The organism is Nocardia sp. NPDC005978 (genome assembly GCF_040614455.1).
GTDB lineage: Bacteria > Actinomycetota > Actinomycetes > Mycobacteriales > Mycobacteriaceae > Nocardia.
Window position 1 is genome coordinate 1 of sequence record NZ_JBEXUS010000168.1, and the last position, 12,082, is coordinate 12,082.

The 12,082-nt window shown below is 70.7% G+C and carries 13 protein-coding genes; 8 read left to right on the forward strand and 5 right to left on the reverse strand.

The annotated features are described in order from the left end of the window. Positions 1–81 precede the first annotated feature (81 nt). The 3 genes from ABZ319_RS38180 to ABZ319_RS38190 are packed head-to-tail and all read left to right on the forward strand — an operon-like array spanning position 82 to position 4,546. Positions 82–843 carry a hypothetical protein gene (locus ABZ319_RS38180; RefSeq protein ID WP_354991466.1) on the forward strand — a complete coding sequence of 254 codons (762 nt, stop codon included), beginning with the start codon at positions 82–84 and terminating at the stop codon, positions 841–843. Beyond that, complete coding sequence (locus ABZ319_RS38185; RefSeq protein WP_354991467.1) at positions 840–2,678, forward strand: serine/threonine-protein kinase; 1,839 nt, start codon at positions 840–842, stop codon at positions 2,676–2,678. The genes ABZ319_RS38180 and ABZ319_RS38185 overlap by 4 nt, the downstream gene beginning before the upstream one ends. Next, positions 2,675–4,546, forward strand: a complete 1,872-nt coding sequence (locus ABZ319_RS38190) for a hypothetical protein (RefSeq protein WP_354991468.1) — start codon at positions 2,675–2,677, stop codon at positions 4,544–4,546. The genes ABZ319_RS38185 and ABZ319_RS38190 overlap by 4 nt, the downstream gene beginning before the upstream one ends. A 118-nt stretch (positions 4,547–4,664) precedes the next feature. Here the strand turns inward: ABZ319_RS38190 and ABZ319_RS38195 are convergent, their stop codons facing one another. Together ABZ319_RS38195 and ABZ319_RS38200 are read right to left on the reverse strand one after the other, a co-directional pair. Continuing rightward, positions 4,665–5,264 (reverse strand): phosphoribosylanthranilate isomerase, encoded by a 600-nt coding sequence (locus ABZ319_RS38195; protein WP_354991469.1) that lies wholly within the window; start codon positions 5,262–5,264, stop codon positions 4,665–4,667. A 552-nt stretch (positions 5,265–5,816) separates the two neighbouring features. Beyond that, the gene (locus ABZ319_RS38200; protein ID WP_354991470.1) at positions 5,817–6,002 is read right to left on the reverse strand and encodes a hypothetical protein; all 186 of its coding nucleotides are present in this window, start codon (positions 6,000–6,002) and stop codon (positions 5,817–5,819) included. A gap of 220 nt (positions 6,003–6,222) precedes the next feature. Here ABZ319_RS38200 and ABZ319_RS38205 point away from each other — a divergent pair, with 220 nt between their 5' ends. Further along, positions 6,223–7,836, forward strand: coding sequence for an adenylate/guanylate cyclase domain-containing protein (locus ABZ319_RS38205; RefSeq protein WP_354991471.1), 1,614 nt, complete (start codon positions 6,223–6,225; stop codon positions 7,834–7,836). Positions 7,837–7,884: 48 nt separating this feature from the next. On the opposite strand, the gene ABZ319_RS38210 is transcribed toward ABZ319_RS38205, so the two are convergent. Continuing rightward, positions 7,885–8,196 carry a hypothetical protein gene (locus ABZ319_RS38210; RefSeq protein WP_354991472.1) on the reverse strand — a complete coding sequence of 104 codons (312 nt, stop codon included), beginning with the start codon at positions 8,194–8,196 and terminating at the stop codon, positions 7,885–7,887. Positions 8,197–8,318: 122 nt separating this feature from the next. On the opposite strand from ABZ319_RS38210, the gene ABZ319_RS38215 reads away from it, so the two are divergent. Beyond that, positions 8,319–9,110 (forward strand): maleylpyruvate isomerase family mycothiol-dependent enzyme, encoded by a 792-nt coding sequence (locus tag ABZ319_RS38215; protein ID WP_354991473.1) that lies wholly within the window; start codon positions 8,319–8,321, stop codon positions 9,108–9,110. 140 nt (positions 9,111–9,250) lie between these two features. Next, positions 9,251–9,679, forward strand: coding sequence for a hypothetical protein (locus ABZ319_RS38220; RefSeq protein WP_354991474.1), 429 nt, complete (start codon positions 9,251–9,253; stop codon positions 9,677–9,679). Positions 9,680–9,812: 133 nt separating this feature from the next. On the opposite strand, the gene ABZ319_RS38225 is transcribed toward ABZ319_RS38220, so the two are convergent. Beyond that, on the reverse strand, positions 9,813–9,971 hold the full coding sequence (locus tag ABZ319_RS38225; RefSeq protein WP_354991475.1) for a hypothetical protein: 159 nt from the start codon (positions 9,969–9,971) through the stop codon (positions 9,813–9,815). Between the two features lie 192 nt (positions 9,972–10,163). Beyond that, complete coding sequence (locus tag ABZ319_RS38230) at positions 10,164–10,769, reverse strand: XRE family transcriptional regulator (protein WP_354991476.1); 606 nt, start codon at positions 10,767–10,769, stop codon at positions 10,164–10,166. A 112-nt stretch (positions 10,770–10,881) separates the two neighbouring features. On the opposite strand from ABZ319_RS38230, the gene ABZ319_RS38235 reads away from it, so the two are divergent. After that, positions 10,882–11,574, forward strand: coding sequence for a class I SAM-dependent methyltransferase (locus ABZ319_RS38235; RefSeq protein WP_354991477.1), 693 nt, complete (start codon positions 10,882–10,884; stop codon positions 11,572–11,574). Positions 11,575–11,737: 163 nt separating this feature from the next. Further along, positions 11,738–12,082: DUF222 domain-containing protein (locus tag ABZ319_RS38240; RefSeq protein WP_354991478.1), on the forward strand; the 345-nt coding region annotated here is incomplete at its 3' end.

Below are 12,082 nucleotides of genomic sequence, written 5' to 3' on the forward strand. Positions count from 1 at the left end.
CGCGCTGCGGCACCCCGGGGCGGAATCACCCGGGGCGTAAAGCTTTCCGAGCTAGTCGCGGTAGAGCACGAAGAAGTAGGGATGGCACTGCCCGGCGCCGACCTCGCGGCGGCCGCGGCGGGCGCGGCGGCCGCAGCCGACGCCGTCGATACCTTGCCGCTGGGCATCGCGGGACAGCCTGGCGTGCAGGGCTATTGGCGACCGTCAACCGCAACCGCGGGCAGTTGGCTGGCGTGGAAATCGCTCGCCATCGGCATCTCGGCGAAGTTCGGCGGCGCCAGCGGCGACCAGCTCGCCGATATGCTGTCCCGCGCCGTGCGCGCGCAGGTGAGCGCACTGACCGATTTCGTCCCCACCCCGGCCGCGGACGTGCCGAAGTTGAAGCTCGACGGCGATCGACTGCTCCCCCGGCTGGTGCGCACCGGCGCGGACACCCCGAACAAACTGGATTTCGCGGTGTACGGCCCGCGCGCGCACGCACTGCTACTCGATCGCCCGGCGACCCGGCTGGCCGAGTTCCGGGAGCAGGGAGTCACCGCAATCGCGCTGTCGCACAACAATCAGCTGTACCGCACCCGGAACCCGGAGACCGCCGAGGGCCTTGTGCGCTCGATCGCCGACCGGCTCACCGCGCAGGGCTACGAAACCATCGACGCCGGTCCCGGAGTATCCGGGGTGGCCTGCTACCGCGCGACCCAACCCGATCCGCTGGTGATCGAGGCCCGGCGATACACGTGCCTGCTCCGGCACGCGGAATTCGTGGTGCGGGTCAACAGCAATCAGGACACCGATGTCCGCCGACTGGCCGCTGCCCAGTCCATGCTGTTCGAGCAGGACCGATGAAGGCGCGCGGGCGGAACATCCCGAAACAGCTGGGCCGCTACCGGGTACACGCGATGATCGGGCACGGCGCCATGGGCGAGGTGCTGCTCGGGCGGAGCCCGGACGGCCGCCCGGTGGCCATCAAGCTCATTCACGGCGAACTCGCCGATGACGACACCTTCCAGGCCCGGTTCCGGCGCGAGATCGAGGCCTCCGAGCGGGTGACCGGGGCGTACACCGCGGGCATCGTCGATTACGACATCGAGTCCGAACGCCCTTGGCTGGCCACCGAATTCATCCCCGGGCCGACCCTGCAGGAGGTGCTCGACCGGCACGGCAGGCTGTCGCTGTCCGGCTTGAAGCTGCTGGCCATCGGACTGGCCTCGGCGCTGGTGGAGATCCATCGCGCCGGACTGGTGCACCGCGATCTCAAGCCCGGCAACGTGTTGCTCACCGCCGAGGGACCGCGGGTCATCGACTTCGGCATCGCGCTGGCGCTGGAAAGCGATGCGCCGCTGACGATCGCGGGCGCGCGGATCGGTTCGCCCGCGTACATGTCGCCGGAGCAGGCGGCCGGGCTCACGCTCACCCAGGCCTCGGACGTGTTCGCCCTGGGCGCGGTGCTGGTGACGGCGGCGACCGGGGTCATTCCGTTCGGCACCGCCGGTCCCCTGCACGGGCGCGCCGAACTCGGCGGTGTGCCGGTGGAGATCCGGGGTCTGATCGACGCCTGCCTGACCGCCGATCCCGCGCGCAGGCCCACCCCGGCCCAACTGCTGGACGCGGCGGAATCGGTGCCGGGTGACCCGGTGTGGCCCGGGCCGATTCGGCGCACGATCGAGGAATTCCGGGCCGAGGCGGTGCGCTGGGCGGAGCAGCCCGCGCCGGAGGACTCGAAACCGCTGTGGCGCGGCACGAGTCGGCGGGCACGGGCGCTCATCGCCGCCGCCGCGCTGGGTGCGGTGGTGCTGACCGCGAGCCTGCTCGCCGACGTCACGGTGCCGGGACACGCCATCGCGATGGGGGATCCGCCCGTGGCGCTGACCGACCTGGAAGCGCGCACCCTCGATGTCTGCGCGCTGCTCGAACCGGGTGTCATGCACCAATTCGGTTCGTACGTCGCGGAATTGCAGCCCGACGGCGTCATGTCGTGCAGCACCGCGCTCACCGACGCCGACAAGCGCAAGACCACGTACACGCTCGGGCTCGCGACACCGGCGGCCAGGATCCGAGCCGAACAACCCACGACGGGCAAGACCGTGGCGTGGATGCCGCTGCTGGGACCGCCCGCGCCCGCCGCGCGCTGCGATCGGTACGTCGTGACCCAGAGCGGCCTGCCGCTGGCCGTGGGCATGCGCGCCGAGGTCGCCACCGGCGACGCCTGCCCGGCAGCCGAATCCGCATTGCGGGCGGTGATCGGGCGGCTCGCGGTGAATCCGCCGGTGCGCGCGCTCAGCGGTCCCTCCCTGCTCGGGCTCGACCCGTGCGCGCTGTTCGAGGACGGGCCGATACCGGCGGGGATCGGAGATCCCGCGGCGCCCCTGGTGTCGGGACCGCACGGCTGCCGGCTCTCGGGCCGGGACGGAGACTTCGCGATCACCTTCGACGATCGACTGCGGCCCGCCTGGTCCGGTGCGCGCACCCTCGGTTTCCGATCGGTCGACAGCCGCAAGGCGTGGACCGTCGAGCGTGCGCCCGGGCGCTGCTCCTACGTGGTCATGATCCAGCCCTCCGCGGGCAAGAACGCCGAGATCGCCGCCATCGACTACACGGCCCGCCGACCGTCCGACCGCGACGCGTGCGATATCGCGGACGCCGTCGCCATTCCGATTCTGAAGAAACTGCCGAGGTTATGACCATCGAATCGATTCCGGCCGGGGAGCCCCTGCGCATCGGGCCGTATCGGCTGCTGGGCGTGCTGGAATCCGGGCCCGGATTCCGCTGCGTGCTGGGTGTGGGGCCGGACGGGGGCGTCCACGTGGTGCGCCAGGCCGGCGGCCCGCAGCTGAACGAGCCCGGCTTCCGGTTGCGCTGGCGCCGGGACGCGCTCGCGGCCATGCGGGTCGCCGGGGCGGGGAACACCGCCGTGGTCGACGTCGACGCGGATGACGAATACCCCTGGCGCTCCACGCTGTTCGTGGCCTCCGCGCGGCTCGACGGGGTGCTGGACCGGCACCGTTCGCTCCCGGAACCCGCCGTGCTGGCGCTGGCCACCGGCTTGGCCGCGGCATTGCGTGACGTACACGCCGCGGGGCTGGTGCACGGGCGGGTACGGCCCGATACCGTCGCGCTCACCCGGCAGGGTGTGCGGCTGGCCGAGGCCGTCCCGGCTACCGGCGGGGCGGTCGAGTCCGTTTGTCCCGCACCGGAACTGAACGGCGGGGCCGACCACACAGTCGCCTCGGACGTGTTCGCGCTCGGGGCGGTGCTGGCAGCGGCGGCCTCGGGCCGGGACCCGTTCGCCCGCACACCGGCGCGGGGCGTGCGACCCGACCTGCGAGACGTGCCCGAGCCGCTGCGGACGGTGATCGCGGCGTGCCTGCGCGAGGACCCCGCGGGCCGGCCCACGCCCGAACAGATCCTGGACTACCTCGGACCGGCCACGACCGCCGCGGCCTGGCCGGTGTCGGTGCTCAACGCCATCGACGCGCAGGAACGCGAGGCGGCGGAGCTGGCCGGAACGCAGGCCACCACCGCGACCTCCGGGGAGCCGCGAGCGTGGCGATCGGCGCTGGCCGCGGCCGCCGGGGCCACCACCGAGTTCGGCGAGCGCTCGGTGCGCGCGATCCGGGCCCGGACCACCGACACGACCGGGCAGATACAGGCGGTCGTAGGTCTCACGCTGGTTGTGGTGACCATCGTGACGCTGGTGCTGGCCGTGCGGGACGGCGGGGACTCCACCGACCCCGCACCGGAGCCCGTTGCGGTGAGCGGTCTCTCGCTGGACGAGTCGCGCCGGATCGACGCGTGCCGCTGGCTGGGCGACGCCCTGGGCGGTTCGGTGCCGGTGGCCCCCACCCCCCAACCGGCCGCGGCCTGGAAGACCGCCGTCACCGCGGGCTGGGGCTGCCGGGCCGCGGCCGCCGGCTACGAACTGGAGCTCCAACTCGGCACGCAGCTGGCCGGATTCACGCCCGAGGAGACGGTGCTCGACGGAATTCGCCTGCGGCACGGCGCGGGTGAGCGCTGCGCCCGCGCGATCGCCGCGCCCGCGCCGGAGGACGCGGCCGGTGTCACGGTCGAGTTGCGACTACCCACCGGTGTGAAGGATTGCCGCGGACTGGAATACGTGGCGGCGAACCTGGTCCGGACGTTCGCGACCGCGCCGGGCGCGAACCGCCCGGACACCGCGCTCGCGGTGCTCGCACCCTGCGACCTGCTGACCCGCGAGGTGGTCACCAAGGCCATCGGGCCCACCCCCGCCCAGCCCTCGGTCGCGGACGCGCACAGCTGCGTGTGGGACGGCGGCCTCGAATTGACCGTGCGCGCAAGCCAGTCCGGCCGCTACACCGGTGGCCCGGACACCGCCGTGGTGGAAGGCGTCCGGATGTTCCTGGACACCCCCGCCGCGGCCGACACCTGCACCCGCGAGTACCTGGTCCCGAACAGCGGCACCGACACGGTGGCGGTGACCGTGCGCTGGACCGAAGGAACGCGCGAATCGAACTGCCCGATAGCCGAAGCCATGCTCCGCACGGTGGTGGCGCGCCTGCCGGGGCGGTAGTTCGCTGACGAGCCCGTGGCTCCGGTGCCCGCAACGCAACTACCCCAACGCATCTCGGTGTGGCTTCTCCTGGTGAGCGGCGAGCATGGGGCTTTCACCACGCCGTTCCCATTCAGCCCTAGCCGCGTGCGGCGACCACGAACGCGCGGATCAACTCCGGGGACTTGACGCCGCGCTCGATCTCGACGCCGCTGGAGACGTCCACACCCCACGCGCCGGTGGCCCGGAGTGCGGCAGCCACGGTGGCGGGGGTGAGACCGCCCGCGAGCAGCCACCGGCCGCTCGGCGCGACGAATTCGGGTGCGCCCCAGTTCCACGGCTTGCCCGACCCCGGGTCGGGCGCGTCCAGCAGCAGCAGGTCCTCGCCGTACTCCCCGCAGCTCTCGACCCGATTCGCCGTGGCGCGCACCAGGGTTCGCCCCGCCGCACGCAGGGCAGCGAAGTCCTCGGGCCCCTCCTCGCCGTGCAACTGCACGGCCCGCACCCCGCTCGCGGCGGCGAACTCGGCGACCTCGTCCACCGACTGCCCCCGAAAAACACCCACGGTGAGCACCCCCTCCGGCACGTCCGCGATCAACCGCCGCACGGTCACGGCATCGACGGTGCGCGGACTCCCCGCCGCGAAAACGAACCCCACCGCGTCGGCCCCGGCCTCGACCGCCGCCGTGACGTCCGCACCGGTCTTCAACCCGCAAATCTTGACGAATGGCCCACTCACGCCCCCAGTCAACCAAACACCACCCGACACCGGCGCGACCGCCTCACCGGGCGGTCCGAACGTCGTCACAAACGCCTGACGAGCGGACCATATGAGCGATGCGCTGGGGACGGACCACAGTCCAACGCCTCGACGCAGCGGGCCTCTGGTCTCGACCCACCGCTGGGCGGCTCTCTGCCGAGCGAGCGGCACCGCCCGCCCGGCGCGCGCGCGTCTCGAGAAGGCATATGCCTGCCGGGGCGCTCCTCCGGGCCGAGATCATCGCCGAACTCGACGAGACGAGCGGCTGGTCTATGGACGACCATTCGGGCTGCCAGGGACGACATCCGCGGTCCCGCACGCTCATGCATCGACTCGACAAAGTGCGGCACCGTCGCCAGGGTCGTTCACCGGGACGGGTTGCGAGCGGGACGAATTCATGACCGCTTGCCTCGGCGATCGGCGCGTCGGCGGCGGCTGCGCGTCGACTGCCGGAACGCGGTGCTGGGGCGGGCCGACGCGCCGGGGCAGTGACGTCGGCGCCGGATTCGCCGCGGGCGCAACGCGTCCCGCCTATCCCGCCACGCGCGAGGCCATGGGTAAGGCTTCGAACACCGAGGTCGCGAACTCGGTGTGGGCGGTTCGATCCCGCTCACCGGTTCGGTGTCGCGGGTACCTGCTGCCGTTGGTGGCCGCACCGCCCGTGCGCGCGTCGTGCTCGAGGCGCTGTTGGACCAGCAGGCTGGTGTACGAGTGCACGGGTCGGGCTTCGTGGTCGGCGAACTATCCGGTAGCGGCGCAGCTCTCTTCGAGCGGGTCGTGCGGCGGCGATCACTCGCGCGCCGAGAGGCCAGGTCGTGGGGGGCTCGGCGGCCACGCGGGCACCGCGTTTACCGCTCCCACATGGGTCAATAGTTTTTGACTATCAGCAAGGGCCCGAGGTTCACGGAAGAGGTTGCTGCGCGTACGCTGCAACGCCATGGGCGACAGCGGGTCGGGCACTGTTGTACGAGGCCACGCGCCGTGGGGTAGCCGGTTGCTGGGGTCGGCGGAGGAGAACTCCGGGGTTCGGCGTGTTCGCATCCAGCTGCTGCTGACCGCGGCCGTCGTCACGTCCAATCTCTTCGGCATCGCGCTGGTGGTGCTGCTCGTGGGGTTCGTGCTGCCCGGGCCGCCGCTGTTCACCGACGAACTCTGGTACGTCAACGCCGTCGCGCTGCCGCTCTACGCGATCGCCGCGCTGATCGCCGGGGTGCTGTGGGGTACCCGGTGGGCGCTGGGCACGTTGAGCTGGACCATCGACCCCGACCGGATTCCCACCGAAGCCGAGCAGGCGTCGGCGGTGCGGGTGCCGCGGAACCTGGCGATCGTGCAGGGCGTGCTGTGGCTGGGCGCGATCGCCGTGCTGACCGTACTGTACGGGCGCGTGGATCCGGGGCTGATACCGAAGGTCGTGCTCGGCATCGGGGCCACCGCCGTCGGTGTGTGCGCGAACAGCTACCTGGCGTCGCAGTTCGCGTTACGTGCGGTAACCGCGCGTGTGCTGGATGCCGGGCACACGCGGCGGCGGCGCGGGATGGGCGTATTCGGGCGGTCGGTGCTCGTGTGGCTGCTGGGCACGGGGGTGCCGGTGGCGCTCTCGATGGTCGTGGCGATCCAGGCACTTCTCGTCCCGGAGGTGAGCAAGGCGCGGTTGGCGGTGTGCGTGCTCACGCTCGGCGGCGTGACCCTGGTGTACGGCCTGCTCATGATGATGCAGACGCTCGCGGCGACGGTCGCGCCCATTCGCGGTGTGCGCCGCGCGCTACGACAGGTCGAGGATGGCGATCTCGACGTCGTGGTCACGGTCTACGACGGCACCGAATTGGGGGAACTGCAAACGGGTTTCAACCACATGGTGCAGGGTCTGCGCGAGCGCGAGCAGATTCGCGAACTGTTCGGCAAACACGTCGGGCACGAGGTCGCGGTGGCGGCCATCGCCAGCGATTCGGCCCTCGGCGGCACCGAATGCGAGGCGGCGGCGCTGTTCATCGACATCATCGGGTCCACCACCATGGCCGCGACGCTGCCCGCGAACGACCTGGTGCAGATCCTCAACCGGTTCTTCGGCATCGTGGTCGACGAGGTCGAGCGACACGGCGGGCTGCTCAACAAATTCGAGGGCGACGCCGCGCTGGCGGTGTTCGGCACCCCCGCCGAACTCGACTCCGCCGCCGGCGCCGCACTGGCGTGCGCCCGGGCGATCCAGGACCAATTGATCTGCCAGTCCTCGGATTTCACCGCGAGCATCGGGGTGGCGGCCGGCCGGGTGGTAGCGGGCAACGTGGGCTCGAATCAACGCTACGAGTTCACCGTCATCGGCGACGCGGTGAACCAGGCCGCCCGGCTGTGCGAACTCGCCAAGCAGGAGGTCAGCCTCATTCTGACCTCCGGAAACACCGTCGCCGCAGCGGATTCCGCCGAGGCAGCGCACTGGAGCGTCGGGGAATCGGTGACCCTGCGCGGCCGGCTCTCCCCCACCGCGCTGGCGCGGCCGTACGAGGTGGCGCGGGTGCTCGCGGGCGAGCCCGAATCGGACCGGGCGACGGGCTGACCCGTGCCGCGGCGAGGCCGCCCGCGAAACCCCCTGTCGCGCAGCCGATCAGCCGCGGCGATCCACCGCCGCCCAGGAAACCAGGGCAACGACGCCGGAGACGACGGCCACCGACGGCCAGGCGCCGATCTTCTTGGCGAGCGGGTGCGACGCGCCCATCGCGCCGATGGACAGCCCGGTCAGCGCCGCGGCGCCGGGGGTGCCGACCGCCCGCCGCCAGCGCGGAAACGCCGCCGCGGTGCCGGCCGCGAACACCGCTCCGCCCAACTGCCGCTGCTTGGTGGCCTGCGCGAGTGCGAAACCGCCGGTGAGACCGCCGACCGCCAGCAGCGAAGTCGGTACCGCGGGAATTCCAGCCATGCCACTACCTCCACAGTTGCTCGAACGAACGATTCGACCGTAGCCGGAGGTCCGGCCGCCGCTGCACTCGAGCCCCGCCGATAGTCGCTTTTCCGGCACGACGCCCGCACTAGGCTGACACCATGACCGCGACGCGTACCGAATCCCTGGCGGCGATCCGCACCGAGCGCGCGGCCGTGCTCGACTTCCTGGGCACCCTGACCGACGCGGAGTGGGCGCGCCCCAGCGCGGCCGCGGGCTGGACCGTGCAGGACGTGGTCACCCATATGACGGGCGTGATCCGCGCGGCCATCACCCCCGCGGCGCTGCAACTGGTCTTCTCTCGTGCCGTCGAGCGCACCAATGATCGCGTGGTGGCCGAAAGCCGCACCCGCACACCGCAGCAGACCCTGCGCGACTTCGAAACCTGGAGCGCCCGCGGTATCACCGGCCTGAGATTGTTCACCGCACCCGGCGTCTCCCGAATACCGCTGCGCATAGGCGAACTCGGCTGGTACCCCTTGCACATTTTCCCGGCCCTGTACATCTTCGACTGGCACACGCACCTGCGCCACGACCTGGCCCCCGCGCTGGACCGCCCCACCCCGCCCACCGACGACACCCGCATGCGAGCCATCGTCACGTGGCTGATGACCCTGCTCGAACACTCCCACCGAGACCAACTGTCCTGGCTCACCGCGCCCATAGCCCTGACCTTCACCGGCCCCGGAGCCGCCACCTGGACGATCGAACCAGGCCCCAAGCTCCGCGTCGTCCCCACCACCGCCGCGGCCCCGGCCGCCCATATCCACACCGCCGCAACGGACTTCCCGGCCTGGAGCACCACGCGCCGCGCGTGGAAGGACTGCGACATCACCATCGAAGGCGACACCGCCCTCGCGACACGGTTCCTCGACTCGATCGATCTGGTCTGACGGCCAGGCGAGTACGGACCCGAAACAACCGGCGCCGCACCATATTCGGTCGCAGCGGCTAGGTTGATGCGGTGGTTACCGCACTGATCGCCGTCGCCGGAACACTTCTGGGATCCATTGTCACCCATGTATTTCAGCGCATGACCGCCGACCGGACGACCCGACAGAACTTCGCCGACCGGCTCCGGCAGGACCGGTTGAGCGCATACAACGCGTTCGCCGCCGCGGCCATCGAATACCGACATCACCAGATCGAGCGCTGGCATCGGCTCCGGCAGCACCCCGATAACGAGGGGCCCGCGCGTCTGGAGGCCTACGCGAAGAAGGCTGAGCTGCGGTCGGAGTTGGTCCGGGTCAAGCTGCTCACCGGCGAGCCGAGGATTCACACCCTGGCCGACGAGGTGATCGAGGCCATCCGCTCGATTCAGCGCTCCGGCGTGGCACCGGCGAGTCCCGAGGATCACGCGATTCTGATGAAGAAGGCGCACGCCGCGATCGAAGAGTTCGTCGCGAAGGCCGCGGCCGATGTGCAGGCCCAGGTGCCGAAGGAGCTGTCACAGCGCCGCTGAGGTCCGGCCGAATCGGATTCCCTTACGGGGCAGGACCATTGCCCGTCGTCGTCGATGCGGCGGGCGAGGGTGGGTCATACCCAGGGTGGAACAGCGATTGGGCTGGGCTGTAGCACCCTGGGGAGTCAGGGCGTCACTGGCGGCTGAAGAGGCCTCTGCTGGTGGTGCCGGAGCCGGCGTTGCAGGCGCAGCGCTGGGCGGTGGGGACGTCGCCGAGCACTTCCTCGACGTGCTCGCCGCAGCCCTGGAAGGAGGGCTTGCCGCAGCCCTGACAGACGATTCGCTGGCACACGATGATCTCCTTGGCGTGGTGAATGAGCGAAATACCACTAAGGGGTATTCCTCGGCAGTCTACGGAATGACCGGCGCGGCGGTGGGAGCACCCGGGGTTCGCGGCGCGGTGCACGGCGATTCCCCGCACCCGCGCGAACGCGGCGGGCCCGAGCCGGACCGTCTCCCGCGCGGTCGAGAAGGGCCGGACCGGCTACTGTTCAGCTGATCTCGAGTCGCGCGGCGGCGCCGCCCGGATGTGCGCCCGTTCCCCTTGCCTGCCAACGAGACTCAAGAACTCGACGGGCCCGCCGCCGGTGGCCCCGAACCAGTGCGGGGTCCGGGTGTCGAACTCGGCGGCCTCCCCCGGTTCGAGCCGGAGATCATGCTCCCCCAGCACCAGCCGCAGGGTGCCGTTGAGCACGTAGACCCAGTCGTACCCGTCATGGGTGCGCATGTCCGGCACCGCATCGTCGGCTCCCGCGGGAAGTACGAACTTGTACGCCTGAACCCCACCCGGCCGCCGCGTGAGCGGCAGTACGACCGCACCGTCCCCCGCGGGGATCGGCCGCAGGTTGATGCGCGGATCCCCCGTGGGCGGCGCGTCCACCAGCTCGTCGAGCGTGACCCCGTGCGCCCGAGCCAGCGGCAGGAGCTGCTCGAGCGTCGGCCGCCGCAACCCGGCCTCGAGCCGGGACAGCGTGCTGGTGGAGATCCCGGTCTCCGCCGCGAGGTCGGCCAGCGTGACCTCCCGCCGCAACCGCAACCGCTTCAGCCGCGGCCCCACGGCGTCGAGAGTGCGATCCACGGCATCGTCCATGTCCGGAGTTTGCCATTCGGCAATATTGTTTGCACATCCGACTCGCCGCCCCGCACGATGGCGCTATCACCGGCGAACCACCGCCGATGCCGCGAACAAGGAGGACGCCCCGATGACACAGACCTTCGACCGGGACTTCTGGGAACGGCACTGGGAGCAGCGGCCCTCGGGGGCCACGGCCGCCCTGCCTGCGAACCCGTACGTCGGACGCGAGACGGCCGAGCTGCCACCCGGCACCGCACTGGACGCGGGCTGCGGCGGCGGGGCGGAGGCGATCTGGCTCGCTACGCGGGGGTGGCAGGTGACCGCCGCCGACATCTCGGCCCAAGCGTTGGCAGGCGCACGCGAGCGAGCTGCCGCGAGCGGGGTCGGAGAGGATATCCACTGGGTGGAGGCCGATTTGAGTCACTGGGAGCCGGATTCGCGGTTCGAACTGGTCATGACGAACTACGCGCATCCGGATATGCCGCAGGTGGAGTTCTACGCGCGGATCGCGGAGTGGGTGGCGCCGGGTGGGTCGCTGTTGATCGTGGGGCATTTGCACGGTGGGGATTCGGCGCACTCGCACGGACACGGGACTCACGGGCACGGGCACGGGCACGGGGCTGATGGTGCGGCCGGGGAGGCGAGCGGGCACCAGCCGCCCGCGGAAGCGTCGGCTACGGCGGCGGGGATTACGGCGCGGTTGGATCCGGATGACTGGGAGGTTGTCACGGCCGAGGAGGTCGCGCGCACAGTTCGCGTGGGTGAGGGGCGGGCGGTTTCGCTTCGGGATGTTGTCGTGCGGGCGGTTCGGCGAATGTAGGTGGGCTCGGAACGGCTATTCGGCCGGCCGGATTCTCGCGCGGATCGGGCAGTGATTAGTTTTGCGGAATACACGCTTGGAGAGTGGGCGATTAATCCGAATACGCTTATATCACAATCGAATTGGGCTATTGCGGGTTGCTATCGAGGAGTAGAATAGGGGTATGAATTCGGGAGGGGAATCCACCATCGCGCACCATGTTGAAGGACATGGCGTCGCAGTGGAGGGGCTGCTCGAATCGCCCCTGTTTTCCTCATCCGATGACGAGATCATCGCGATGATGCACAAGCTCGAAGCGGACTACCGCAAACTCGAAGCGGTGAAACAGCGGTTCGCTCTCGAATGCGCGGCACGGGGACTGCCCGCCCGGGCCGGGATCAAGAGCCCGATCGTGTACCTGCAACAGACCCTGCGGCTCTCGCATTTCGACGCCGCTGCCCGGGTGCGGAACGCGGACAGGCTCTCGACCGTGTCCGAAGGGACGTTCCAGCGGCCACCGGTATTTCCC

What these genes read in the sequence shown, in the direction of transcription:
- ABZ319_RS38235 (WP_354991477.1), top strand. Translation starts at nt 10,882, where the DNA reads ATGACACAGACCTTCGACCGGGACTTCTGGGAACGGCACTGGGAGCAG.
- ABZ319_RS38220 (WP_354991474.1), top strand. Translation starts at nt 9,251, where the DNA reads ATGACCGCCGACCGGACGACCCGACAGAACTTCGCCGACCGGCTCCGG.
- ABZ319_RS38180 (WP_354991466.1), top strand. Translation starts at nt 82, where the DNA reads ATGGCACTGCCCGGCGCCGACCTCGCGGCGGCCGCGGCGGGCGCGGCG.
- ABZ319_RS38215 (WP_354991473.1), top strand. Translation starts at nt 8,319, where the DNA reads ATGACCGCGACGCGTACCGAATCCCTGGCGGCGATCCGCACCGAGCGC.
- ABZ319_RS38230 (WP_354991476.1), bottom strand. Translation starts at nt 10,769, where the DNA reads ATGGACGATGCCGTGGATCGCACTCTCGACGCCGTGGGGCCGCGGCTG.
- ABZ319_RS38185 (WP_354991467.1), top strand. Translation starts at nt 840, where the DNA reads ATGAAGGCGCGCGGGCGGAACATCCCGAAACAGCTGGGCCGCTACCGG.
- ABZ319_RS38190 (WP_354991468.1), top strand. Translation starts at nt 2,675, where the DNA reads ATGACCATCGAATCGATTCCGGCCGGGGAGCCCCTGCGCATCGGGCCG.
- ABZ319_RS38210 (WP_354991472.1), bottom strand. Translation starts at nt 8,196, where the DNA reads ATGGCTGGAATTCCCGCGGTACCGACTTCGCTGCTGGCGGTCGGCGGT.
- ABZ319_RS38205 (WP_354991471.1), top strand. Translation starts at nt 6,223, where the DNA reads ATGGGCGACAGCGGGTCGGGCACTGTTGTACGAGGCCACGCGCCGTGG.